The sequence below is a fragment of the Selenomonas sp. oral taxon 149 str. 67H29BP genome, assembly GCF_000146365.1.
Lineage (GTDB): Bacteria > Bacillota > Negativicutes > Selenomonadales > Selenomonadaceae > Centipeda > Centipeda felix.
This window is the reverse complement of record NZ_GL397087.1, coordinates 1202762-1223537: the sequence shown is the minus strand read 5'-3', so window position 1 is coordinate 1223537 and position 20776 is coordinate 1202762. Positions and strand designations below refer to the sequence as shown.

At 59.0% G+C, this 20776-nt stretch carries 21 protein-coding genes and 1 other RNA gene; 18 read left to right on the top strand and 4 right to left on the bottom strand.

All coding sequences use genetic code 11. The features are described from left to right. Nucleotides 1–12 precede the first annotated feature (12 nt). Nucleotides 13–432 (bottom strand): type II toxin-antitoxin system HicB family antitoxin, encoded by a 420-nt coding sequence (locus HMPREF9166_RS05750; protein WP_009753041.1) that lies wholly within the window; start codon nt 430–432, stop codon nt 13–15. 12 nt (nt 433–444) lie between these two features. Beyond that, nucleotides 445–627 (bottom strand): type II toxin-antitoxin system HicA family toxin, encoded by a 183-nt coding sequence (locus HMPREF9166_RS13245; RefSeq protein ID WP_009753040.1) that lies wholly within the window; start codon nt 625–627, stop codon nt 445–447. A 145-nt stretch (nt 628–772) separates the two neighbouring features. Here HMPREF9166_RS13245 and HMPREF9166_RS05740 point away from each other — a divergent pair, with 145 nt between their 5' ends. The 9 genes from HMPREF9166_RS05740 to leuB all read left to right on the top strand — a co-directional run bounded on the left by HMPREF9166_RS05740 (nt 773) and on the right by leuB (nt 8531). Continuing rightward, nucleotides 773–1087: a hypothetical protein gene (locus tag HMPREF9166_RS05740; protein ID WP_009753039.1), complete on the top strand. Its 315-nt coding sequence runs from the start codon at nt 773–775 to the stop codon at nt 1085–1087. A 45-nt stretch (nt 1088–1132) separates the two neighbouring features. Further along, nucleotides 1133–2113, top strand: coding sequence for a diaminopimelate dehydrogenase (locus HMPREF9166_RS05735; RefSeq protein WP_039981097.1), 981 nt, complete (start codon nt 1133–1135; stop codon nt 2111–2113). 91 nt (nt 2114–2204) lie between these two features. After that, the gene (locus tag HMPREF9166_RS05730; protein ID WP_009753037.1) at nt 2205–2831 is read left to right on the top strand and encodes a class I SAM-dependent methyltransferase; all 627 of its coding nucleotides are present in this window, start codon (nt 2205–2207) and stop codon (nt 2829–2831) included. A 114-nt stretch (nt 2832–2945) separates the two neighbouring features. Beyond that, nucleotides 2946–3872, top strand: coding sequence for a hypothetical protein (locus HMPREF9166_RS05725; RefSeq protein WP_009753036.1), 927 nt, complete (start codon nt 2946–2948; stop codon nt 3870–3872). Nucleotides 3873–4004: 132 nt separating this feature from the next. Beyond that, nucleotides 4005–4535, top strand: a complete 531-nt coding sequence (gene ilvN / locus HMPREF9166_RS05720; protein ID WP_039981095.1) for an acetolactate synthase small subunit — start codon at nt 4005–4007, stop codon at nt 4533–4535. Further along, the gene (ilvC, locus tag HMPREF9166_RS05715; protein WP_009753034.1) at nt 4516–5529 is read left to right on the top strand and encodes a ketol-acid reductoisomerase; all 1014 of its coding nucleotides are present in this window, start codon (nt 4516–4518) and stop codon (nt 5527–5529) included. Before ilvN ends, ilvC begins: the two co-directional genes overlap by 20 nt. A 173-nt stretch (nt 5530–5702) precedes the next feature. Then, complete coding sequence (gene leuC / locus HMPREF9166_RS05710) at nt 5703–6965, top strand: 3-isopropylmalate dehydratase large subunit (protein WP_009753033.1); 1263 nt, start codon at nt 5703–5705, stop codon at nt 6963–6965. After that, a complete protein-coding gene (locus HMPREF9166_RS05705; protein ID WP_009753032.1) occupies nt 6965–7468 on the top strand; it encodes a 3-isopropylmalate dehydratase small subunit in 504 nt (167 codons plus the stop codon). Before leuC ends, HMPREF9166_RS05705 begins: the two co-directional genes overlap by 1 nt. After that, nucleotides 7458–8531, top strand: a complete 1074-nt coding sequence (gene leuB / locus HMPREF9166_RS05700) for a 3-isopropylmalate dehydrogenase (protein ID WP_009753031.1) — start codon at nt 7458–7460, stop codon at nt 8529–8531. The genes HMPREF9166_RS05705 and leuB overlap by 11 nt, the downstream gene beginning before the upstream one ends. A 117-nt stretch (nt 8532–8648) precedes the next feature. Here the strand turns inward: leuB and HMPREF9166_RS05695 are convergent, their stop codons facing one another. Then, the gene (locus HMPREF9166_RS05695) at nt 8649–9845 is read right to left on the bottom strand and encodes an MFS transporter (protein ID WP_009753030.1); all 1197 of its coding nucleotides are present in this window, start codon (nt 9843–9845) and stop codon (nt 8649–8651) included. A 221-nt stretch (nt 9846–10066) separates the two neighbouring features. Here HMPREF9166_RS05695 and HMPREF9166_RS05690 point away from each other — a divergent pair, with 221 nt between their 5' ends. Beyond that, on the top strand, nt 10067–10726 hold the full coding sequence (locus HMPREF9166_RS05690) for an exonuclease domain-containing protein (RefSeq protein WP_009753029.1): 660 nt from the start codon (nt 10067–10069) through the stop codon (nt 10724–10726). Between the two features lie 87 nt (nt 10727–10813). Here HMPREF9166_RS05690 and ssrA read toward each other — a convergent pair. After that, nucleotides 10814–11165: a transfer-messenger RNA gene (gene ssrA, locus HMPREF9166_RS11955) on the bottom strand. Nucleotides 11166–11333: 168 nt separating this feature from the next. Between ssrA and lpxC the strand changes: the two genes are divergently transcribed. The 8 genes from lpxC to kdsB all read left to right on the top strand — a co-directional run bounded on the left by lpxC (nt 11334) and on the right by kdsB (nt 20719). Continuing rightward, nucleotides 11334–12164, top strand: coding sequence for a UDP-3-O-acyl-N-acetylglucosamine deacetylase (lpxC, locus tag HMPREF9166_RS05685; protein WP_175279229.1), 831 nt, complete (start codon nt 11334–11336; stop codon nt 12162–12164). Next, on the top strand, nt 12161–12601 hold the full coding sequence (gene fabZ / locus HMPREF9166_RS05680) for a 3-hydroxyacyl-ACP dehydratase FabZ (RefSeq protein WP_006690175.1): 441 nt from the start codon (nt 12161–12163) through the stop codon (nt 12599–12601). Before lpxC ends, fabZ begins: the two co-directional genes overlap by 4 nt. A 166-nt stretch (nt 12602–12767) precedes the next feature. Beyond that, nucleotides 12768–13580: an acyl-ACP--UDP-N-acetylglucosamine O-acyltransferase gene (lpxA, locus tag HMPREF9166_RS05675; protein ID WP_039981638.1), complete on the top strand. Its 813-nt coding sequence runs from the start codon at nt 12768–12770 to the stop codon at nt 13578–13580. A gap of 11 nt (nt 13581–13591) precedes the next feature. Beyond that, the gene (locus HMPREF9166_RS05670; protein ID WP_039981091.1) at nt 13592–14395 is read left to right on the top strand and encodes an LpxI family protein; all 804 of its coding nucleotides are present in this window, start codon (nt 13592–13594) and stop codon (nt 14393–14395) included. A gap of 64 nt (nt 14396–14459) precedes the next feature. Continuing rightward, nucleotides 14460–15605 (top strand): lipid-A-disaccharide synthase, encoded by a 1146-nt coding sequence (lpxB, locus tag HMPREF9166_RS05665; RefSeq protein ID WP_009753025.1) that lies wholly within the window; start codon nt 14460–14462, stop codon nt 15603–15605. 7 nt (nt 15606–15612) lie between these two features. Beyond that, nucleotides 15613–17337 (top strand): lipid A export permease/ATP-binding protein MsbA, encoded by a 1725-nt coding sequence (gene msbA, locus HMPREF9166_RS05660; protein ID WP_009753024.1) that lies wholly within the window; start codon nt 15613–15615, stop codon nt 17335–17337. Between the two features lie 3 nt (nt 17338–17340). Continuing rightward, on the top strand, nt 17341–19863 hold the full coding sequence (gene lpxK, locus HMPREF9166_RS05655; RefSeq protein WP_009753023.1) for a tetraacyldisaccharide 4'-kinase: 2523 nt from the start codon (nt 17341–17343) through the stop codon (nt 19861–19863). 121 nt (nt 19864–19984) lie between these two features. Continuing rightward, nucleotides 19985–20719 carry a 3-deoxy-manno-octulosonate cytidylyltransferase gene (kdsB, locus tag HMPREF9166_RS05650; protein ID WP_009753022.1) on the top strand — a complete coding sequence of 245 codons (735 nt, stop codon included), beginning with the start codon at nt 19985–19987 and terminating at the stop codon, nt 20717–20719. Nucleotides 20720–20776 lie beyond the last annotated feature (57 nt).

The window sequence follows — 20776 nt, the reverse complement described above, 5'->3', positions numbered from 1 at the left end:
ACCATTCCTTCTTTACTGTGCCGCCGCTTCCTTTTGATAGAGTGCGGTGAGTGCATCCTGCAGCACCTTGGAGACGTTGAGTTTTTTCTGCTCGGCGAAGGTGTTCAGCCATGCGGGGATGGTGAGATTCTTGCGGATGGATTTACTGCCGTACTTGGCGGCGTAGGCATCCATATCGAGGGAGAGCAGGCTGACGAACCCCTCACCCATCTCGGGGTCGGGGTGAATGTCCTCAATGCGGCTCGCGGGCGGAGCGCTTTTCCCGTCCTCCAGCTCGCCGAGCACCCAGCCCGATGCTGCGTCCTCGCCCATTGCGATTGCCTCGGAGAGACTTGCACCCTCACTGACACAGCCGGGGAGATCGGGGACAACGACACAGAAGCCGGGGTTCACTTCACAGGGATAAAAAATGGCAGGATAGACCAGATTCATAACAATGCCTCCTCACTTTAATCCTGCACTGCGCAGGACAGATCTGACGGTCTTGGGATCGAGGTCGCCTGGGTGATTCGGTATCGTGATTTTTCCCGGCTCATCATCATGTATATATTGCATATGTGAGCCGTTCGAATTTTTGAGATACCAACCATTCTTTTTTATCAGACGCTCAAGTTCGATAAATCGCATCTCATCACCTCTATCTCATTATATGTATCGTGCGCATTTCTGTCCAGAATAAATTTCTGCCCCTCTGTTGCGCGTATGAGAGAATCGTTCTATAATAAGATGCGTCCTTCACTGGGACAAAAGATTTGAATACGAGGTGATATGCGTGAGTGATACATACAGTGTCGCCATCAGCTACGGCGACGTTCTCGGTTGGATTGATTACGATGGCAGTGCGCATCGTGCGGAGGTTCATCTTGCCGATGAAAAGGGGCGCACGGCGGTGGAGGAGTTCCTCGCTAAAGACCATGAGGTCGAGGTGCCGCACAAGACGCTGATGGATTTTACCAAGGAGACAATCACGCCGTTCGCAGACAAGGAGAGTCTGGCGCTCGCACTGACGCGTCTGTGGAATGATACGGGCGTACAGGTGGACTGGTCGCGGCCGGTGGACTATGTGAAGGAACATCCGCATTACTAATCGGCTGTAGATTCTATGCCGTCGGGGGACGGCAAGGGAGGAAATATGATTCGCATTGGTATTCTGGGCTATGGCAATCTCGGACGCGGCGTGGAGTACGCCGTCGAGGCAAATCCTGACATGGAGCTGGTCGCTGTCTTTACGCGGCGCGATCCTGCGTCGGTGAAGCCGCGCACGCAGGTGCCGGTGGTGGCGGCCTCGAAGGCGGCGGAGTGGAAGGACAAGGTGGATGTGCTCATCCTCTGCGGGGGATCTGCGACCGATCTGCCGAAGCAGACGCCGGAGTTTGCGAAGCTTTTCAATGTGGTGGACAGCTTTGATACGCATGCCAATATCCCGACGCACTATGCAGAGGTGGATGCAGCGGCAAAGGCAGCAGGGCATGTCGGCGTGATCTCGGTCGGCTGGGATCCCGGCATGTTCTCGCTCGCGCGCGTCTATGCGAATGCGGTGCTCACAAACGGTGCGGACTACACGTTCTGGGGGCGCGGCGTCAGCCAGGGACACTCGGATGCGATCCGCCGTATCCCGGGGGTGAGGGATGCCAAGCAGTACACCGTGCCTGTCCCGGCGGCACTCGAGGCCGTGCGCAGCGGATCGAATCCGGTGCTCACGACGCGCGAGAAGCATACGCGTGAGTGCTATGTCGTGCTCGAGGAGGGCGCGGATGCGGCGGCGGTCGAGAAGGCGATTGTGACGATGCCGAACTACTTCTCCGACTATGATACGACGGTGCACTTCATCAGTGAGGAGGAGCTGCAGCAGGGTCATGCAGGGCTTGCGCACGGCGGTTTCGTCATCCGCTCGGGCGCGACGGGGGAGAACAATGCGCATAAGCATGTGATCGAGTTCAGCCTGAAGCTCGATTCGAACCCCGAGTTCACGGCGTGCGTCCTCGCTGCATACGCGCGTGCGGCATACCGTCTCGCCGCTGAGGGCGCGAAGGGCTGCAGGACCGTCCTCGACATCGCGCCGTGCTATCTCACGGTGCAGACGGATGCAGAGCTGCGCAAGGCGCTGCTGTAAAATTCAATTGGTTTGTTTCGGTGTCTCATGCAGCTTTGTACGGGGCACTTTTGCATCGGTACTGCGGTGTTCGCAGAAAGGAGGTGCAGTCATGGGACTGCTCCGTAAATTTTTCAGCAATACGGGAAAACCTCAGGGGACGATGGGAAAAATCGTCGTCGCTATGATGAATCGTGTACATGCGGGGGTTGCAGCGTGGGGATTTTCGCATCTTGATCTGCAAGGGAGCGAGCAGGTGCTTGACTGCGGCTGCGGCGGCGGTGCAAACATCGCCGTATTCCTGCGGATGGTGGACGAGGGGCATGTGACGGGGCTGGACTATTCGTCCGTCTCTGTGGAGAAGGCGCGTGAGGTCAACCATGCGGCGATTGAGGCGGGACGCTGTGAAATCGTGCAGGGAAATGTACAGGAACTGCCGTTTGATGACAGTCAGTTCGATGTTGTGACGGCGTTCGAGACGGTGTATTTCTGGCCGGAGATTGCACGCTGCTTTGCACAGGTGCACCGTGTACTGAAGCCCGGCGGTATGTTTATGATTACAAATGAGACGAGCGGCAAGACGAAGAGTCATGAGAAGTGGCTGAAGATTGTCGACGGCATGTCCGTCTATACCGGCGAGGAACTCGAAAGCCTGCTCAGGGGCGCGGGGTTTGCGCGCGTGGAGATCGACGAGGATTTGGCGCATGACCGTCTGAACGTTCGGGCGTATAAGGCGTGATAATCGTTTCGACATCATAAAAGCGTCCCGTGACTGACGGGACGCTTTTTGTATTTCACTACCGTTCAATTTCTGTTATAGTAGAGGTAAGTAAAGTGAGAAAGAAGGTGCGCCATGGCGATTACACCGCCGACGCCGCCGACACCGCCGACGCCGCCGAAGATCACGCTCGGCGACGCGGCGCAGGGCGCGCAGTCGAATACGACGCATACGACAGGAGACGCGCAGGCGGAGCAGCAGGCGCGTGACTCAGTCGCGCAGGGGAACGGTGCGCTCTCCAAGACGACGACGGGCGCACCGCAGGACGGCAAGGCTCAGCAGGGCAAGACGGGGAATGCGGGCGCGCGTTCCGATGCGGCGAAGGGCGATCACGTCAGTACGTCTGCGTCGCGTGTTGACCACGGCACGAAGGCGGATGGACAGACGGGCGCAGATGTCGCGAACGGGCTGGATATGGCGCAGGAGAATGCGGCACTCAAGCAGCAGCTCAGCCAGACGGGGGCTGAGCCGCCGCCAAAGTCCTATACGGCGACGAGCGGTGTCTACTGGGCGGGGATGATCGTCCTTGCGGCGGCAGTCGGGGCGTTCCTCTTTTTCCGCTTCTTTCGGAAAAAGGAGAATGCACAGGCGGCAGAGCCGTCGCTCGGCGAGCGTATTCTCGCTCATGAGAGCGAGCCGCAGGAAGCACCACCGCCGCGCGCTCATGAGGATCTCCTCGCAGCGGCAGAACGGGCACGGCAGAGACGTACGCCGCAGGGCGAACTTCTCCCCGAGTACACGGGGCTGACGGCAGGCGAGGTGCTGGAACGACTGGCGGAGGAGGAGCACGCTGCACCTGCGGCCGCCCCGCCGCCCGTACGTGTGCCGAAGCCGCCGCGCCGTGTACCGGCCGCACGTCCTGCGGCGGCAAAGCCCAACCTACCTGCCGCCCCACCCAAGGAACTGCGCATGCCGCCGCCGGCCGCGCCCGCCCCGAAGGCTGGGCAGACGGGGGAGGCGCCTGCGGAGGGGAATCAGCCGCATTTTGAGGTGCGGGTATGAAAAAGCTGCGCGCATTGTATTCACGCGCCCGATATGCTCCACGCGGAAAAATCTATTGACAAATGGAGGCGTGAAGGAGATAATAAAGGAGTTTTCCCGAAAAAAATGTGCTGAGGAAGGAGGCGGATGACCATGAAACATGTGCTGTCCGTCTTTGTCGCGAACCAGACGGGGGTTCTGGTGCGTGTTGTCAGCATGTTCTCGCGGCGCGAGTTCAACATCGACAGTCTGGCTGTCGGTGTGACGGAGTCGCCGGATTTCTCACGCATCACGGTGGTGATGCACGGGGATGGGAATATCGTCGAGCAGATGATCAAGCAGCTGGAGAAGATGCCCGTCGTGCGGGCTGTCCAGCGTCTGGACGAAAAAAATGCGGCGTGCCGTGGCATGACACTCATCAAGGTGCGTGCGGGTGATGAGAATCGCCTCGATGTGCTGAAGATGGGCGAGCTGTTCCGCGCACATGTCGTCGATGTGGAGTCCTCCTCGATCATCTTTGAGATCACGGGCGGAGATGACAAGGTGACCGCATTCCTAAAGGTGCTGAAGCCCTACGGTATTGTCGAGGTCATCCGCACGGGGCTCATCGCGCTCGAACGCGGAGAACGCACCATATATGAACACTGTGAGGAGAGGGAGTACTATGGCAAAAACTTACTATGACCAGGACGTCAACTGGAGTGCAATCGAGGGCAAGACGATTGCGATCATCGGCTATGGCAGTCAGGGTCATGCGCATGCACTGAACCTCAAGGAGAGCGGCCTCAATGTCGTCGTCGGTCTCTACGCTGGCTCGAAGTCCAAGGCGAAGGCTGAGGCACATGGTCTGAAGGTCACGTCGGTTGCCGATGCGGTGAAGCAGGCGGATGTCACGATGGTCCTCATCCCTGATGAGAAGCAGGCGGATGTCTACAAGGAAGAGATCGGCCCGAACCTCAAGAAGGGCAGTGCGCTCGCCTTTGCTCACGGCTTCAATATCCATTTCAAGCAGATCGTTCCGCCCGAGGGCGTCGATGTGTTCATGGTCGCGCCGAAGGGACCCGGTCACCTCGTCCGCCGCACGTTCGAAGAGGGCTCGGGCGTTCCGGCCGTATTCGCCGTCGAAAAGGACGAGACGGGCAAGTGTTTCGATCTCGCGCTTGCCTACGCACGCGGCCTTGGCGCAACGCGTTCCGGCGTACTCCAGACGACGTTCCGCGATGAGACGGAGGAGGACCTTTTCGGTGAGCAGTGCGTTCTCATGGGCGGTGTCTGCCAGCTGATGCAGACGGGCTTTGAGGTACTCGTCGAGGCGGGCTATCCGCCCGAGATGGCATACTTCGAGTGCTTCCATGAGATGAAGCTCATCGTCGATCTCTGCTATGAGGGCGGCATGACGAAGATGCGTCAGTCCTGCTCCGATACGGCAGAGTACGGCGACTACATGATTGGACCGCGCATCATCACCGAGGAGACGAAGAAGGAGATGAAGAAGGTTCTGAAGGAGATCCAGGATGGTACGTTCGCGCGCAACTGGCTTCTTGAGAACCGCGCTGCCGGCCGTGCGAACTTCCTCGCACAGCGCCGCCTCCACAAGGAGCATCAGATCGAGCAGGTCGGCGCACAGCTGCGCAATATGATGCCGTGGCTGCGTGACAAGAAAGAGCTCAATTTCTAAACGATACACGTATTTTATGAAAAAGAAGTCTTTCCGCGCGAAGAGACTTCTTTTTTCAAAGGAGAGCTTTTCCTGTCTGCTCCGTGCGAATGCCTCGTTGTGCTTCACTAGGATTCGCTTAGAGGAGCAGGGCCGGGAAAATGATTGCCATATCGTAATTTCAGGAGGGCTATATGGGCATGAACATGAGCGAGAAGATTCTCGCACGCCATGCGGGGCTTGATCATGTGGAGCCGGGGCAGCTGGTTGTCTGTCGGCTTGACATGGTGCTTGCAAACGATGTGACGGGTCCCCCGTCCATCAAGGAGTTTGAAAAGACGGGACGCCCTGTCTTTGACCGGACGAAGATCGCGCTGATTCCCGACCACTTCCAGCCGGCAAAGGACATCAAGTCCGCCGAGCTGGCGAAGATCATGCGCGACTTTGCGCACAAACATAACATCCTGCACTACTACGAGCAGGGGCGCGTGGGCATCGAGCACGTCATCCTGCCCGAGCGCGGCATTGTGGGGCCGGGGATGCTGACCATCGGCGCGGACTCGCACACCTGCACCTACGGTGCGGTGAACGGGTTCTCGACGGGCGTCGGTACGACGGATCTCGCCGTCGGCATCGCAACGGGCGAGGCGTGGTTCAAGGTGCCCGAGGCGATCAATGTGCATCTGACGGGGAAGAAGCCGCAGGACATCAGCGGCAAGGATGTCATCCTTACGCTCATCGGCATGATCGGCGTGGACGGTGCGCTCTACAAGAGCCTTGAGTTTACGGGCGAGGGTGTGGCGTCACTCTCCATGACCGACCGTCTGACGATTGCCAATATGGCGATTGAGGCGGGGGCGAAGAACGGAATTTTCCCGTATGATGATGTATGCAGGGCGTACGTCGAGGGACGCATGACGAAGCCGTTCGCGCCTGTGGCTGCCGACGCTGATGCGCGCTATGCGCAGACGGTGGAGATTGACCTCAGCGCACTGCGTCCCGTCGTCTCGTTCCCGCATCTGCCCGAGAATACGAAGCGCGTCATGGATATCGCGTCGCCCATCGCTATCGATCAGGTCGTGATTGGGTCGTGCACGAACGGACGTCTTGAGGATATGGAGATTGCGGCGTCGATTCTGAAGGGGCACAAGGTGCATGAGCGTGTGCGATGCATCGTGATCCCGGGCTCGCCGTACGTCTATGAGGAGTCGATGAAGCGCGGCTATCTGGCGATCTTCATGGAGGCAGGGGCGGCGATCTCGACGCCGACCTGCGGCCCGTGCCTCGGCGGCTATATGGGGATCCTCGCGGCAGGCGAGCGGTGCGTCTCGACGACGAACCGCAATTTCCGCGGGCGCATGGGTCATGTGGACAGCGAAGTCTATCTCGCGGGGCCGCATGTCGCGGCGGCGAGTGCAATACTGGGGCGGATTGCGGCCCCTGAGGAGGTGGCGTGATGTTCGAGGGAAAGGTTTGGCGCTACGGCGATAACATTGACACGGATGTCATCATCCCCGCACGCTATCTCAATACGTTCGAGCCGAAGGCACTCGCGGCGCACTGCATGGAGGACATCGACACGACGTTCGCGAGCAGTGTGCAGCAGGGCGACATCATGGTCGGCGGAAAGAATTTTGGCTGCGGCTCTTCGCGTGAGCATGCCCCGATTGCCATCGCGGCATCGGGCATTCCCGTCGTGATTGCGGCAAGCTTTGCGCGCATCTTCTACCGCAACGGCATCAATATCGGTCTGCCGCTTCTCGAGATCGGCGATGATGTGGAGAAGATCCGCGCGGGTGACCGTCTGCGTGTCGATACGGAGACGGGGACAATTGAAAATCTGACGACGGGCGATACGTTCCATGCGCATCCTCTGCCGGGCTTTGTGCAGGATATTGCGCGTGCGGGCGGACTGCTGAACTATATCAGGGAGAACGGGGGATTTCGTCATGGGGTATAAGATTGCGGTCGTCCCGGGCGACGGCATCGGGCAGGAGATCACGAGTGAAGCCGTACGCGTCCTGAAGGCTGTCGATGCGAAGTTCTCACTCGGACTTTCCTATGAAACGCGCGATGCGGGCGGCACGGCGTACGATGCATACGGTACGCCGCTGCCCGAGGATACGCTCGCCGTCTGCAAGGCATCGGACGGCGTGCTCTTCGGCGCGGTCGGCGGGACGAAGTGGGATGCGGTGGAGCCTGCACTGCGTCCTGAACGCGCCATCCTCGGTCTGCGCAAGGGCCTCGGACTCTATGCGAATCTGCGTCCGGTCAAGGTGGCGGATGCGCTCATCGAGCACTCGCCGCTGAAGCCCGATCTCGTGCGCGGTGTCGATCTCGTCATTGTGCGCGAGCTGATCGGCGGCATTTATTTCGGCGAGAAGTGTGAGTCGGAGCAGGTGGACGGCGTGGAGCGTGCGTGGGATATGGAGAACTACTCCGTGCCCGAGGTGGAGCGTATTGCACGCCTTGCGTTCGAGACGGCGCGTCTCAGACGCTCCAAGGTCACGTCCGTGGACAAGGCGAACGTGCTGGCAACGTCGCGGCTCTGGCGGCGTACGGTGGCGGCACTGGCAAAGGAGTACGCAGATGTGGAGCTCGATCATCTCTACGTCGATAACTGCGCCATGCAGCTTGCCGTGCGCCCGACACAGTTCGATGTCGTCGTGACGGGCAATCTCTTCGGTGATATTCTCTCCGATGAGGCGGCGGTGGTCGGCGGCTCGATCGGTCTTATGCCGTCGGCGTCGATCGGGACGGGCACGAGTCTCTTTGAGCCGATTCACGGCAGTGCGCCCGACATCGCAGGAAAGGGAATCGCAAACCCGCTCGGGACGATCCTCTCGGCGGCGATGCTGCTGCGCTATGCGCTCCATGAGGAGGAAGCGGCCGCCGCCATCGAGGCGGCGGTGGATGCGGCACTCGCCGAGGGGATGCGGACGGCGGATATCTACCTCGCGGATACGGGCTGCACGAAGGTCGGTACGCAGGAAATGACGGATGCGGTGCTCAGACACTTGTAAGGAGCTGCCCTATCGGCACGGTGCGCTGCTTCTCTGATATGCTGTAAACGGTTCCCCTGCCGCGGGGGCGTAAAAATGCTGTACGAAGTGTTTTGATTTTGTACAGCATTTTTTATTTTATTCCACCGCAGGATGCCCCTTCCTCACATACCGCCAGCGCACGAAGGCGGCGAGGATGAGGAGAATCGTGCCCGAGGTCGGGAAGAGGTAGTGCATTCCAAGGTACGTCGCGACGGCGCCGCCGAGCAGCGGCCCAGCGGCAGAGCCAATCTGCTGGGCGGAGAAGAGCAGCCCGAAGACGCTTCCCTTGAGCTGCGCAGGCGTATGCTGAGCGATGACGGCGTTCAGCGAGGGTTGAATCCCGGCGAGGAAGAGCCCCACGCCGAACTGCATGACGGCAAAGGGAACGAGGGTGTCGGGGATGCCCTGCAGGATGAACATGCTTCCCGCGCACAGCATAGCGAGGAACATCGCGCTGAAATAGCCGCGCCGTGTGCCGTAGATCCCCCAGAGCGGCGCGGAGATCGCTCCTGCAATGCCGCCGAGAGAGAATACTGCGCCCGCGACAAAGACGATGTTGTCCATCGCGCCCGCAAGCACCTTGATGTAGGTTGTCAGGACGGGCATGAGAATGTAGAGCACCACCTGCGCGAGCGTACTCACGATCATCATCGTGCGCAGGATGGGGATATGCCAGAGGTGCATCGGATTTTTTTCCTCTGCTGTAAGCGGTGCGGTCTCTTTCGGCATCGGCGGTTCTTTGATGATAAACGTAAAGGCAAGAAAGTTGATGAAGAGTGCCAGACCGCCGATATAGAAGCTCGTGCGCATCCCGAAAAGCTCCGCGAGGACACCGCCGAGCAGAGGCCCGACGACGCCGCCCGCCGTGAGCGTGCCCTGCATGATGCCGAGAGAGAAACCGAGCCGCTCCTGCGGCGCGTAGAGCGTCATGATCGCAAGATCCATCGGCCAGAGTCCTGAGGCAAATCCCTGAAAAAGGCGCACGATGATGAGCTGCTCGGGGGACGTGACGAGTCCGCCGAGCAGATAGCTGATCGCGATGAGAAGGCTCGCACGCATGGCCATGAGACGCTTTCCCTTGCGGTCGGCGATACGACCCCAGATTGGAGCCATGACCGCGGAGACGAAAAAAGTCACCGAGAACGCAAGTCCTGACCAGAGATTCACGGAGGCATCGTCCACACCCAGTTCGTTCGTCAGATACATCGGCAGGAACGGAATGATCATCGTATAGCTTGCGGACATGAAGAGCACATTGCACGTGAGCAGCGCGAGTACCACTTTCCAGTTCATGACAAACCCTTTCTCTTTATCGTGTTTCTCTTATCATTCTACCACGTTTCATTGAAAAAGTAAGCGATGAATATAGGACTAAATACCCTTAAACATTGATTTTCACGCGTCATTGTGCTATGATTGAAAAACGACGTGACGATATCAAAAAATCTAAACTACTGCAACACCATCTGCCGCGCGTCACTTACGGCAGATAATTTTCGAAAGTAAGGGTTGTCATGAAACACATCGTCGTAGATTTGGAAATGAATCCCGTGGGGAAGGAATACCGGGATGTCCGCAGGAAATTGAACGGAGAAATCATCGAGATCGGCGCGGTGCGCCTGAATGAGGATTTTGTGCAGGAGGACGAATTTCAGTGCTATGTCTGTCCTGAGTATGGGATGGTAAAGAAGCACATCACCGAGCTGACGGGCATCACCCAGGAGAAGGTCGCAGGGCATCCCGCGTTCGCCGACAGCTTTCACGCATTCGTTGTGTGGATCGGCGAGGCAGAGACGAAGATCTACTCGTGGAGCATGTCCGATATTAAACAGCTGCGCAAGGAGTGCCGTCTGAAGCTGCCGGACTTTGACGTCACGTGGCTCGATGCGCGCTGGGTTGACCTCCAGCAGGAGTTCGACGATCGCCTCGGGCTCCACAACAGCCTTGCCCTGAAGCATGCACTCGGCGCGATGGGGCGCCGGTTCGAGGGAAGTCAGCACTCGGCACTTGCCGATGCCGTCAATACGAGTGCGGTTCTCGCACTCATGCAGGATGACGCAAAGTTTCGTGAGACCATGCGCCCCGTCCTCGAGATCCTAGAGCCGAGCGACGGCCTTTCAAACTCGATCGGCGAGCTGTTCCCCGATCTGGAAAAATTGAAACGAAATCTATGATGGATGTATTGAACCGCTGCACGGAGGGCCGTGCGGCGGTCTTTTACAAAAAAAGCCGCCCGATTGGGCGGCTTTTGTCGTGTCGTTTGGTGGAGATGAGGAGAATCGAACTCCTGTCCGAAGATAACGTCACATGGATTTCTCCGAGCGCAGTCTGTGCTTTGCTTTAGGTTCGGCGGCCCCCGCAGACAGGGTGCACCGTTCCGATCACGATGAAGTTTCCGTGAGAGTTATCGTGCGGTGGCTCTCAGGTATCCCGCGTTTGACCCCTGTCTCCATCCGTGCGGGAGGCAGACGGAAAGGGGCTGGCTTAAGCCGCCAGAGCGTAGTCTTCGTTTGCTTTTATGTTTAAATAAAAGTTTCACCTTACTGACGGGATGATGACCCCCCGGCTCGCTGTCCACATACCATCCATCCCCGTCGAGACCATTACATCCCCGATAATGGAAGCTGTGTGCTTATCCATACTATAACAAAAGGCGGATATGTTGTCAAATCCTGTTTTTTCTTGCATGTTCGCAAAATTTTTAGTATCATGTACGGGAAGAAGCAATCGGAATTGTTGGACGGTACGCTGTTTTGCTCGTCCGTTCATGGAGGTTTACGCTTGCAAAAACAGAAAACACTGGCGTCACGGGTGGTCTACGATGGGATTGGGCTGCATTCGGGACAACCGGTCCACATGGAACTCGCACCGGCACCGCCGGGGTCGGGGATCCTGTTTGCGCGCGCCGATTTGCCGGATGTGCCGCCTGTGGCGGCGACGGCAGCACATGTGACGGCGACGGTGCGCGCAACGACAATTGGTGCGGGGGCACTGAAGTTCTTTACGATTGAGCATCTGATGAGTGCACTGCATGTGCACGGGATTGACAACTGCCGCGTGATGCTCGATGCAGAGGAGCCGCCCGTCGCTGACGGCAGTGCGCGGGCGTTCTTTGAGCTGATCGCACGCGCCGGGAGCATCGAACAGGATGCCGTGCGGCAGGAGACCGTTATTGACCGCATCTATCGTGTAGACAATGGCGGACACTTCATCATGGCACTGCCGTACGATGGGCTGCGCGTTTCGTTTACCTCGCTGAATGAGCATCCGCTCATCGGGGTACAGTACTATGATATCGAGGTGACGCCCTCCGCGTACGAGCGCGAGATTGCGCCGGCACGGACGATTGCCTATGAAAAGGAGATTGCGGCACTGCGTGCGCATGGTCTGGGGCTGGGCGGCTCGCTGGAGACGGTGATCGTCTACAACGACGAGGGATGGATGAACCCGCTGAACTTTCCCAATGAGCTGGTGCGCCATAAGATTCTTGATGTAATCGGGGATATTCGTCTGGCAGGTATGGTTCGCGGGCATATCATCGCCGTTGCCTCGGGACACGCACTCAATACCGCGCTGGCAAAAGAGATTGCAGGGGAGAGGGATCAAGCATGACGTTGGATATCAATGAGATTCAAAAGATTTTGCCGCATCGTCCGCCGATGCTCCTTGTGGATCGGATCATCGAGCTGGAGCCGTTCAAGTCGGCAACGGGCATCAAGTGTGTGACGATGAACGAGCCGTTTTTCCTCGGACATTTCCCGGGGCATCCGATTATGCCGGGGGTACTCCTGCTCGAAGGAATGGCGCAGGTCGGCGGGGTGACAATGCTTTATCCTGAGGAACATCGCGGCAAGATTGCACTCTTCGGCGGGATGGAGAATGTAAAGTTCAAGCGTCCCGTCGTTCCCGGTGATGTGGTCGTGACAAAGGCGGAGCTGGTGCGTGTGCGCGGCGTGTTTGGCGTGCTTCATGCAGATGCGTACGTCGGAGAGGATCTTGTCGCATCGGCAGACTTCAAGTTTGCTCTGAAAAACGGCGAAGACATTTGACTGTGCGTCATAATGACAGGATAAACGGACATAATTCACGATAAAACGCGAAATCCGGCGATAATGGCTGATTTTGCCATGTGAAAGTCTTGCCCTTTTGTCGGATTGTAATGGATAGTGGAATATGTCTGCCCCGATTCCTGCGGGGCTGAAGGAGTTGAAACAGATGACAGGCACGAGCAAGGTTCTTGCCTATATCCACGAGGCGGCGGTGGTCGCACCGACGGCGCGCATCGCCCGCGACGTGGAGATCGGCCCTTATGCGGTCATCTCGGATCATGTCCAGATCGGCGAGGGGACGAAGATCGCCCCGCACGTCGTCATTAGGGAATGGACGCAGATCGGGCGCGACTGCCAGATTTTTCAAGGCGCATCCATCGGCGAGGTGCCGCAGGATCTGAAGTTCAAAGGGGAAAAGAGCTATACGTTCATCGGCGACCGCACGACGATCCGCGAGTGTGCGACCGTGCACCGCGCGACGGGCGAGGGCGAGGAGACGCGCATTGGCGACGATTGCCTGCTGATGGCGTATACCCATGTGGCGCATAACTGTGTGCTCGGCAACCATATTATCATGAGCAACGCCGCCATGCTGGCGGGTCATGCAATCGTCGAGGATGGCGTTGTGATCGGCGGCATGGCGGGCGTGCATCAGTTTGTCAAGATCGGTCGCAACGCGATGATCGGCGGCACGTCAAAACTCGTGCAGGATGTTGTGCCGTTCACCATGGTGGACGGGCATCCCGCGCGCGCCGTGGGCCTAAACAGCGTCGGCATCTCGCGTGCCGGCATCCCGCTCGATGTGCGCCGCCGCATCAAGCAGGCCTATAAGATCCTCTATCGCTCGGGGCTGAACCTCACACAGGCGATTGCCGTGATTGAGCAGGAGGTGGACTCCTGCGAGGAGATCGATCACATGCTGCGCTTCCTCCGCAATGCGGAGCGCGGGATCTGCCGAGAACGCCACGAGGACGAGTGAGGGAGACTGCCATGGAAAAACTGGGGCTGCTCGCAGGTGTCGGACACCTGCCCGCCGCGTGTGCACGCGCGGCACGTGCGCAGGGCTTTGAGGTGCATGCGATTGCACTCTTGCCGGACTGCGACCCTGAGCTGAAGGATGCGGCGAATGCCTATCGTGAGATCAGCATCGGCTCAATTGCATCGATTTTGGCGTATCTGCAGCAGGAGAAGATCCAAAAGGTCACGATGATCGGCAAGGTGACCAAGGAGCTGCTCTTTACGGGCGCGGTTCAGCCGGATGAGATGCTGCGCGGGATGCTGATGCAGCTGCCGAACCAGAATGACGATACAATTATGATGATGTTCATCGGGGCATTGATGAAGATCGGTGTGACGCCGCTTGACCAGACGGCACTCATCCGTCCCCTGATGCCGCCCGCGGGAGTTCTGACGAGCCGTCAGCCTTCGGCGGCAGAGCGCGCTGATATGGAGTATGGGCTTCAGATGGCGCGCGAGATCGGACGTCTCGATGTGGGACAGACGGCGGTGGTGAAAGACCGTGCGGTCATGGCGCTTGAGGCGATCGAGGGGACGGATGCCTGCATCCGCCGCGGCGGGCAGCTTGCCGGCGGCGGTGCGGTCGTCGCAAAGGCGGCAAAGCCACAGCAGGACAGTCGTTTTGATGTACCTGCCGTCGGGCTCGATACGATCGAGTCGCTGGTGGCGGTGAAGGCGTCTGCGCTCGCCATTGAGGCGGGAAAGACACTCTTTGTGGACAAGGAGCGTGCGATTGCCCTTGCCGAGGCGAACGGCATTACGATAGCGGCGATGTAGTGAGGCATCCCTTGCAAATACGGACGGTGTTTGCTGTTGATTCTACCGAGGAGGCCTTGCCCATTTGAAGATCATGCTTTCGGCGGGAGAGACCTCCGGCGACCTCCACGGGGCGGCGTTAGCGCGTGAACTGCGCACACTTGACCCGGCGGTGAAGCTGATCGGCTTCGGCGGTGCGGAGATGGCGGCGGCGGGAGTGGCACTCCGTCAAAATTATGCGGACTACAATGTGATGGGTATTTCGGCGGTGATTTTGAATCTCCGCCGAATTTTCGCGTTGCTTGATGATTTGACGCACTTGATGGATGAGGAGCGTCCCGATGTGCTGGTCATCATCGACTATCCGGATTTTAACTGGCGGCTGGCGGCGCGGGCAAAGGAGCGGGGGATTCCCGTCTTTTCTTATATTCCTCCGTCTGCGTGGGCATGGCGTAAGGGGCGCGCGAAGTCCTGCGCGGCTCTCGCCGACGAGATCGTCGCGATTTTCCCGCATGAGCTGTCGCCCTATGAGGCGGCGGGTGCGAACATCTCGTTCGTCGGCAATCCGCTTGTCGATACGGTGCGTGCCGAGATGCCGCCCACAGAGGCACGGCGTCACTTCGGCATCGGCGCAGATGATGTGCCAATCCTGCTCCTCCCGGGCAGCCGCCGTGAGGAGATCGAGCGTCTCCTTCCTCCCATGTTGGGGGCGGCGGAGCGGCTCGGAGCGGCAGACCCCACGCGACGGTTCTTTCTGCCCGTCGCGGGCGGCGTGGATGAGGAGCGCATCAGAAGGCATCTCGCTGCATCCACGGCGGAGGTGACGCTGACCCACGACGCGCGCTATGCCCTCATGGGGCTCGCACGCGCTGCGATGGCAACCTCGGGCACAGTGGTGATGGAGGCGGCGCTCATGGGGCTGCCCGCCGTCGTCCTCTATCGGATGTCGGCACTCTCCTATCTCATCGGGCGTCTGCTCGTCGATGTGCCGCGCTTTTCCCTGCCGAACATCCTGCTCGGCGAGACGTTTGAGACAGAGCTGCTGCAGGGGGCCGTGCAGCCCAACCGCATCGCGGCGGAGATGGAGAAGATCATCGCGGACGGCGCGGATCGCCGCTACGTGACGGAACGCCTGTCGCGCGCGGCAGCACGTCTTGGTGAACCCCATGCGGCGCGCCGTGTGGCGGAGAAGATTCTCGCTCTTGGACGCAAGAGATATTGTACCCCGTAGGAGACCTATGAAGAATTATAAGAGACTGCTGACCTACATGCGGCCGTACGTAAAGAAATTCGTGCTGGCAGTCGTGTGTATCATCCTTGCCTCGGCGGCGAATCTCTACGTTCCGTGGATCATCAAGGACATGATCGACGACGTTCTCGCCGATAAGAACATGGCTCTGCTGAACGCCATCTGCATCGGCATTGTCGTCATCTTTTTCCTGCGCGGAATTTTTTACTTCGGGCAGTCCTACCTCGTCTCCTACATCGGACAGAAGGTGATCATCGATGTGCGTGAGGTGATGTTCCGCAAGTTCCAGCGGATGCCGCTCGCGTACTATGACCGCCACCAGACGGGCGAGATCATGAGCTTCGTCACGAACGATGTTGCGGCAATCCAGTCGGCACTCGTCGACAACCTCATCGATCTCGTGACGGAGGGCTGTATCCTCATCGGATCGCTTGCCCTCATGTTCTATCTGGATTGGAAGCTCTCCCTGCTGACGCTTATCGTCATTCCTATGGTCGGGCAGGCGATGAAGATCTTTGGACGCAAGATCAAGAAGTCGAGCACCGTGATTCAGGAGCGGCTCGCAGAGATCACGGCACTCCTGCAGGAGTGCTTTTCTGCGACGCGCGTCGTGAAGTCCTTCGTCCGTGAGGACTATGAGATCGACCGCTTTGTCGTGAGCAACCAGCGCAACTTCGAAGCAGTGATGAAAAATGTCCAGCAGACGAGTATGCTCACGCCGACGGTGGAGTTCCTCGCTGCTCTTGCCGTCACGTTCATCGTCTGGTTCGGCGGCTACGAGGTCGTCAACGGTGACATCACGGCGGGCGCGTTCGTCGCGTTCCTCACCTATGCCGTGAACCTTGCAAATCCCGTCAAGCGCCTCTCGCGCATCTACGGCAACCTGCAGAAGGCAATGGCAGCCGTGGACCGCGTGTTCTCCGTTGTCGATCTCACGGAGAGCATTACAGATCGTCCCGACGCCAAGCCGCTTCCCCCCGTGACAGGGCACGTGCGCTTCGAGGATGTCACGTTCTCCTACAAGGAAGGACGCAAGGCGCTCGACGGTGTGACGCTTGAGGCCGCGCCCGGCGAGATGATCGCCTTTGTCGGTCCCTCGGGCGCAGGCAAATCGACGATTGCGAATCTTATCCCGCGCTTCTACGAGCCGGACAGCGGGGCAATCACGGTGGACGGACACGACATCCGCAGTGTTACGCTCGCCTCGCTGCGCGGGCAGATCGGGCTGGTACCGCAGGAGACGATGCTGTTCTCCACGACGATTCGCGAGAACATTCGCTATGGACGCCTCGATGCGTCGGATGCGGAGATCGAGGAGGCAGCGCGTGCGGCAAACGCACACGATTTCATCGCGCAGCTGGAGCACGGCTACGATACGCAGATCGGGGAGCGCGGCGTCAGTATCTCGGGCGGTCAGCGCCAGCGCATTGCCATCGCACGCGCCATCCTGAAGGATCCGCGCATCCTCATCCTCGACGAGGCGACCTCCGCACTTGATACGGAGAGCGAAAAGATCGTGCAGGCGGCGCTCGACAATCTGATGGTCGGGCGCACGAGCTTCGTCATCGCCCATCGTCTTTCCACGGTGTTCCATGCCGACCGCATCTATGTGATTGATGCCGGCCGCATCGTGGAGCAGGGAACCCATGAGGAGCTCTTGGCAAAGGGCGGGCTCTATCAGCATCTCTATGACATTCAGTTTCGGGGAGAGTGACGCATGCGATTTCTCTACAATTTAGCGGCAATCCTCATCGTCACCATCATCATACCTATCTTCATGCTGCGCGCCACACGGGAGCGCGGCTTTGTCGAGCGCATCAAGCAGAGCTTTGGCTTCTACCCGCAGGACACGATAGACAAGGTGGCGGGAAAGAATGCCATCTGGGTGCACGCGGCATCCGTTGGGGAGATCGTGGCGACGAGTCCGCTCGTGCGTGAGTTCCGCAAGGCGTTTCCTGACACGCCTATCCTCGTCTCGGTCGTGACAACGGGTGGCTATGAGATGGCGCACCGCATCATCAAGGATGCGGACGCGATCATCTATTTCCCGCTGGATTTGCCGTTCCTTGCCTCGCGCGTCGTGGAACGGATCCGCCCGCGTGTCTTTCTGCCCGTGGAGACGGAGCTGTGGCCGAACTTCCTCAAGAAGGCGAAGCAGCTCGATGTGCCCGTCATGATGGTCAACGGCCGCATCAGCGACCGCAGCGTGAAGCAGTACAAGTACTTGTTCGGGATGCTGCGCGAGATGATCGGGACGGTGAAATGCTTTGCGATGCAGTCGGGCATCGATGCGGACTACATCATGCGCCTTGGTGCGCCCCGCGAGCTCGTCACCGTGACGGGCAATACGAAGTTCGATCAGGCGTATACGAGTGTCAGCCCCGAAGAGCGCGCAGCATTGATCGCGGAGCTCGGCCTCTCGGGGGCGAGCCGCATCATGATCGCGGGCTCGACCCACCGCGGGGAGGAAGAGCTGGTGCTCAACGCCTTTGCCGCTGTGCGTGCAAAAGATCCGAACGTACGCCTCATCATCGCGCCGCGCGAGGTGCTGCGCACGATGGAGGTGGAGCATCTCTGCCGCAAAGCCGGGTTTACGGTCAACACGCGCAAGAACCTCCAGAAAGGAGCAGAGGGCGGCGAGGACATTGTGATCCTCGATACGGTCGGTGAGCTCGGCCGCGTCTATGGGCTCGGCGACGTGATCTACATCGGCGGCAGCCTTGTCCCGCACGGCGGACATAATATCCTTGAGCCGGCGGCGCATGGCAAGGCAATCATCGTCGGAAATCAGATGTTCAATTTCAAGGACATCCACGCGCTTTTCCGCAATCGCAGCGCCGTCGTGACGGTTACGAACGGCGCGGAGCTGACCGCGGAGACGCTGCGCCTCTTCGCTGATGACGCGGAGCGCGCACGCCTTGAGCGCGAGACGCTCGCGATCATCAACGAGAACAAGGGCGCATCGAAAAAGTCGGCCAAGATCCTCGTGGATATGCTTGCTGCCTATGAGACGCGCCGTGCTCAGCGCGCGCAGGAGCACATCAGTGCCCACCGCGTGCGCGCGACACAGAAGGTCGCAAACTTCCAGACCTATTTCATCGACCTCGTTCACGACAAAGAGGTACACGGCGTCACGCGTCGCCTCATCATGGGCGTGTTCTACGTGTTCTCCCTCATCTATGAACAGCTGGTCAATCTGAAGCTTGCCATGTATCGTTGGGGCTGGTTTAAGAAAGAACAGCTGCCCTGCTTCGTTATCAGCCTCGGCAATGTGACGGTCGGCGGAACGGGAAAGACGCCAACAGCGCAGCATCTCGCGCGTGCCATTCATGCGATGGGGTATCGCGCTGCGATTCTCAACCGCGGCTATCGAGCCAAGTGGCGCGGAGCAGTCGGCATCGTCTCGGACGGGCGTGCACTGAAGATGGATGCGGAGACGGCGGGGGACGAGGCGTTTATGCTCGCCAAGCATTTGCCGGATGTGCCCGTTCTCATCGGGCCACACCGCGCCGTGACGGGACGCTATGCCATTGAGCACTTCGGCGCACAGGTGGCGATTCTCGATGACGGCTATCAGCACTGGCAGCTTGAGCGCGATATGGATATCCTGCTGGTTGATGCGGTCAATGTATTTGGCAACGGCTACCTTCTGCCGCGCGGAACTCTGCGCGAACCGCTCTCGCATATCAACCGCGCAGATGTATGCCTTATGACGAAAGTCGATCAGGCGGCACCGGGGGCGATTGAGTACATCTGGGAGACGTTCCGCAGCTACAATCAGGACGGGCTCATCATGGAGAGCATCCATCAGCCCCGTCAGTTTGTCCGCCTTTCGGATTGGTTTGAGGACATTGCGGCGGGCGGTGTGCCCGTGACAGAGATGGAGGGCAGAAAGGTGCTTGCTGTCTCGGCCATCGGGAACCCCGCCTCCTTCGAGCAGACGCTTGCCGATCTCGGTGTTGAGATGGTGGAGAGCATGCGCTATCCCGATCATCACGACTACGGCGAACGCGATATGGCAGAGGTACTCTACCGTGCGGAGACGCTCGGCGTTGAGGCAATTGTCATTACAGAAAAGGATGCAGTGAAGGTGCCGGGCGATGTCGTACGCGCGAAATGGCGTATCCCGATGTATGTGCTCTCTGTCGAGGTCACCCTGCAGAAGGGGCAGGAGGTCTTCTTCGAGACCCTTAAGGAGCAGCTTGCAGCAAAGCTTGGGAAGCAGTGCACGATAGGATGAAGCTGCGTTTTCCACAGCGGATCCTAGTGGGCAGGATCAGTGCTCGGCTGCCTGCGCAGCGAGGGATTCGCGCGGTGTGTCACTGCGAAAATTCAGTTATCCATCATATAGAGGTGATCGCATGAAGGTTCTCTGCATTATCCCTGCGCGGTATGCATCGACGCGTCTGCCCGGGAAACCCCTGCGCGATATCGCGGGGAAGCCGATGATTGTCCGTGTCTATGAGCGGGCGGTGCGGGCACAGCGTGTCCATGAGGTTGTCGTGGCGACAGATGATGAACGCATCCGTGCGGCGGTCGAGGAGCATGGCGGTCACGCCGTCATGACGCGCGCCGATCATGCAACGGGGACAGATCGTCTCGCCGAGGTTGCCGCACAGCGGCCGGACTGCGATCTCATCATCAACGTACAGGGCGATGAGCCGCTGATCGATCCCGCCGTGATCGATGCCCTTGTCGCTCCGTTTGAGCATGACGATGCGCTCATGATGGCGACGGCGAAAACGGAGATCACGGATGCGGCGGAGATGGAGAATCCGAACAATGTTAAGGTCGTTACCGACCGTACGGGGAATGCCCTCTACTTCTCCCGTGCGCGCATCCCCTATGCACGCAATATGGGCGCAAAGGTCTATAAGCACATCGGCATCTATGCCTACCGCAGGGATTTTCTGCTCGCCTATGCAAAGATGGTGCAGACGGAGCTGGAGTGCTCGGAGTCTCTGGAGCAGCTGCGTGCGCTCGAGAACGGGTACCGCATCCGCGTCGTGGAGACGGACGCCGTATTTATCGGCGTCGATACCGAGGAGGATCTGGCGGCGGTCAATGCAGAGTATCAGCGGCGCGGGCTCGATTGACCGCAGGATGAGAAATATTTATAATATAAATTCTAGGGAAGCACTGATAAATTCGGT

Excerpts from the sequence above, each read along its gene's own strand:
- HMPREF9166_RS05705 (WP_009753032.1), top strand. The coding sequence starts at position 6,965 with ATGTTCGAGGGAAAGGTTTGGCGCTACGGCGATAACATTGACACGGAT.
- HMPREF9166_RS05735 (WP_039981097.1), top strand. The coding sequence starts at position 1,133 with ATGATTCGCATTGGTATTCTGGGCTATGGCAATCTCGGACGCGGCGTG.
- ilvN (WP_039981095.1), top strand. The coding sequence starts at position 4,005 with ATGAAACATGTGCTGTCCGTCTTTGTCGCGAACCAGACGGGGGTTCTG.
- HMPREF9166_RS05730 (WP_009753037.1), top strand. The coding sequence starts at position 2,205 with ATGGGACTGCTCCGTAAATTTTTCAGCAATACGGGAAAACCTCAGGGG.
- lpxK (WP_009753023.1), top strand. The coding sequence starts at position 17,341 with ATGCGATTTCTCTACAATTTAGCGGCAATCCTCATCGTCACCATCATC.
- HMPREF9166_RS05670 (WP_039981091.1), top strand. The coding sequence starts at position 13,592 with ATGGAAAAACTGGGGCTGCTCGCAGGTGTCGGACACCTGCCCGCCGCG.
- ilvC (WP_009753034.1), top strand. The coding sequence starts at position 4,516 with ATGGCAAAAACTTACTATGACCAGGACGTCAACTGGAGTGCAATCGAG.
- HMPREF9166_RS05695 (WP_009753030.1), bottom strand. The coding sequence starts at position 9,845 with ATGAACTGGAAAGTGGTACTCGCGCTGCTCACGTGCAATGTGCTCTTC.
- leuC (WP_009753033.1), top strand. The coding sequence starts at position 5,703 with ATGGGCATGAACATGAGCGAGAAGATTCTCGCACGCCATGCGGGGCTT.
- kdsB (WP_009753022.1), top strand. The coding sequence starts at position 19,985 with ATGAAGGTTCTCTGCATTATCCCTGCGCGGTATGCATCGACGCGTCTG.
- HMPREF9166_RS05690 (WP_009753029.1), top strand. The coding sequence starts at position 10,067 with ATGAAACACATCGTCGTAGATTTGGAAATGAATCCCGTGGGGAAGGAA.
- HMPREF9166_RS05750 (WP_009753041.1), bottom strand. The coding sequence starts at position 432 with ATGAATCTGGTCTATCCTGCCATTTTTTATCCCTGTGAAGTGAACCCC.
- fabZ (WP_006690175.1), top strand. The coding sequence starts at position 12,161 with ATGACGTTGGATATCAATGAGATTCAAAAGATTTTGCCGCATCGTCCG.
- msbA (WP_009753024.1), top strand. The coding sequence starts at position 15,613 with ATGAAGAATTATAAGAGACTGCTGACCTACATGCGGCCGTACGTAAAG.
- HMPREF9166_RS13245 (WP_009753040.1), bottom strand. The coding sequence starts at position 627 with ATGCGATTTATCGAACTTGAGCGTCTGATAAAAAAGAATGGTTGGTAT.
- leuB (WP_009753031.1), top strand. The coding sequence starts at position 7,458 with ATGGGGTATAAGATTGCGGTCGTCCCGGGCGACGGCATCGGGCAGGAG.
- HMPREF9166_RS05725 (WP_009753036.1), top strand. The coding sequence starts at position 2,946 with ATGGCGATTACACCGCCGACGCCGCCGACACCGCCGACGCCGCCGAAG.
- lpxA (WP_039981638.1), top strand. The coding sequence starts at position 12,768 with ATGACAGGCACGAGCAAGGTTCTTGCCTATATCCACGAGGCGGCGGTG.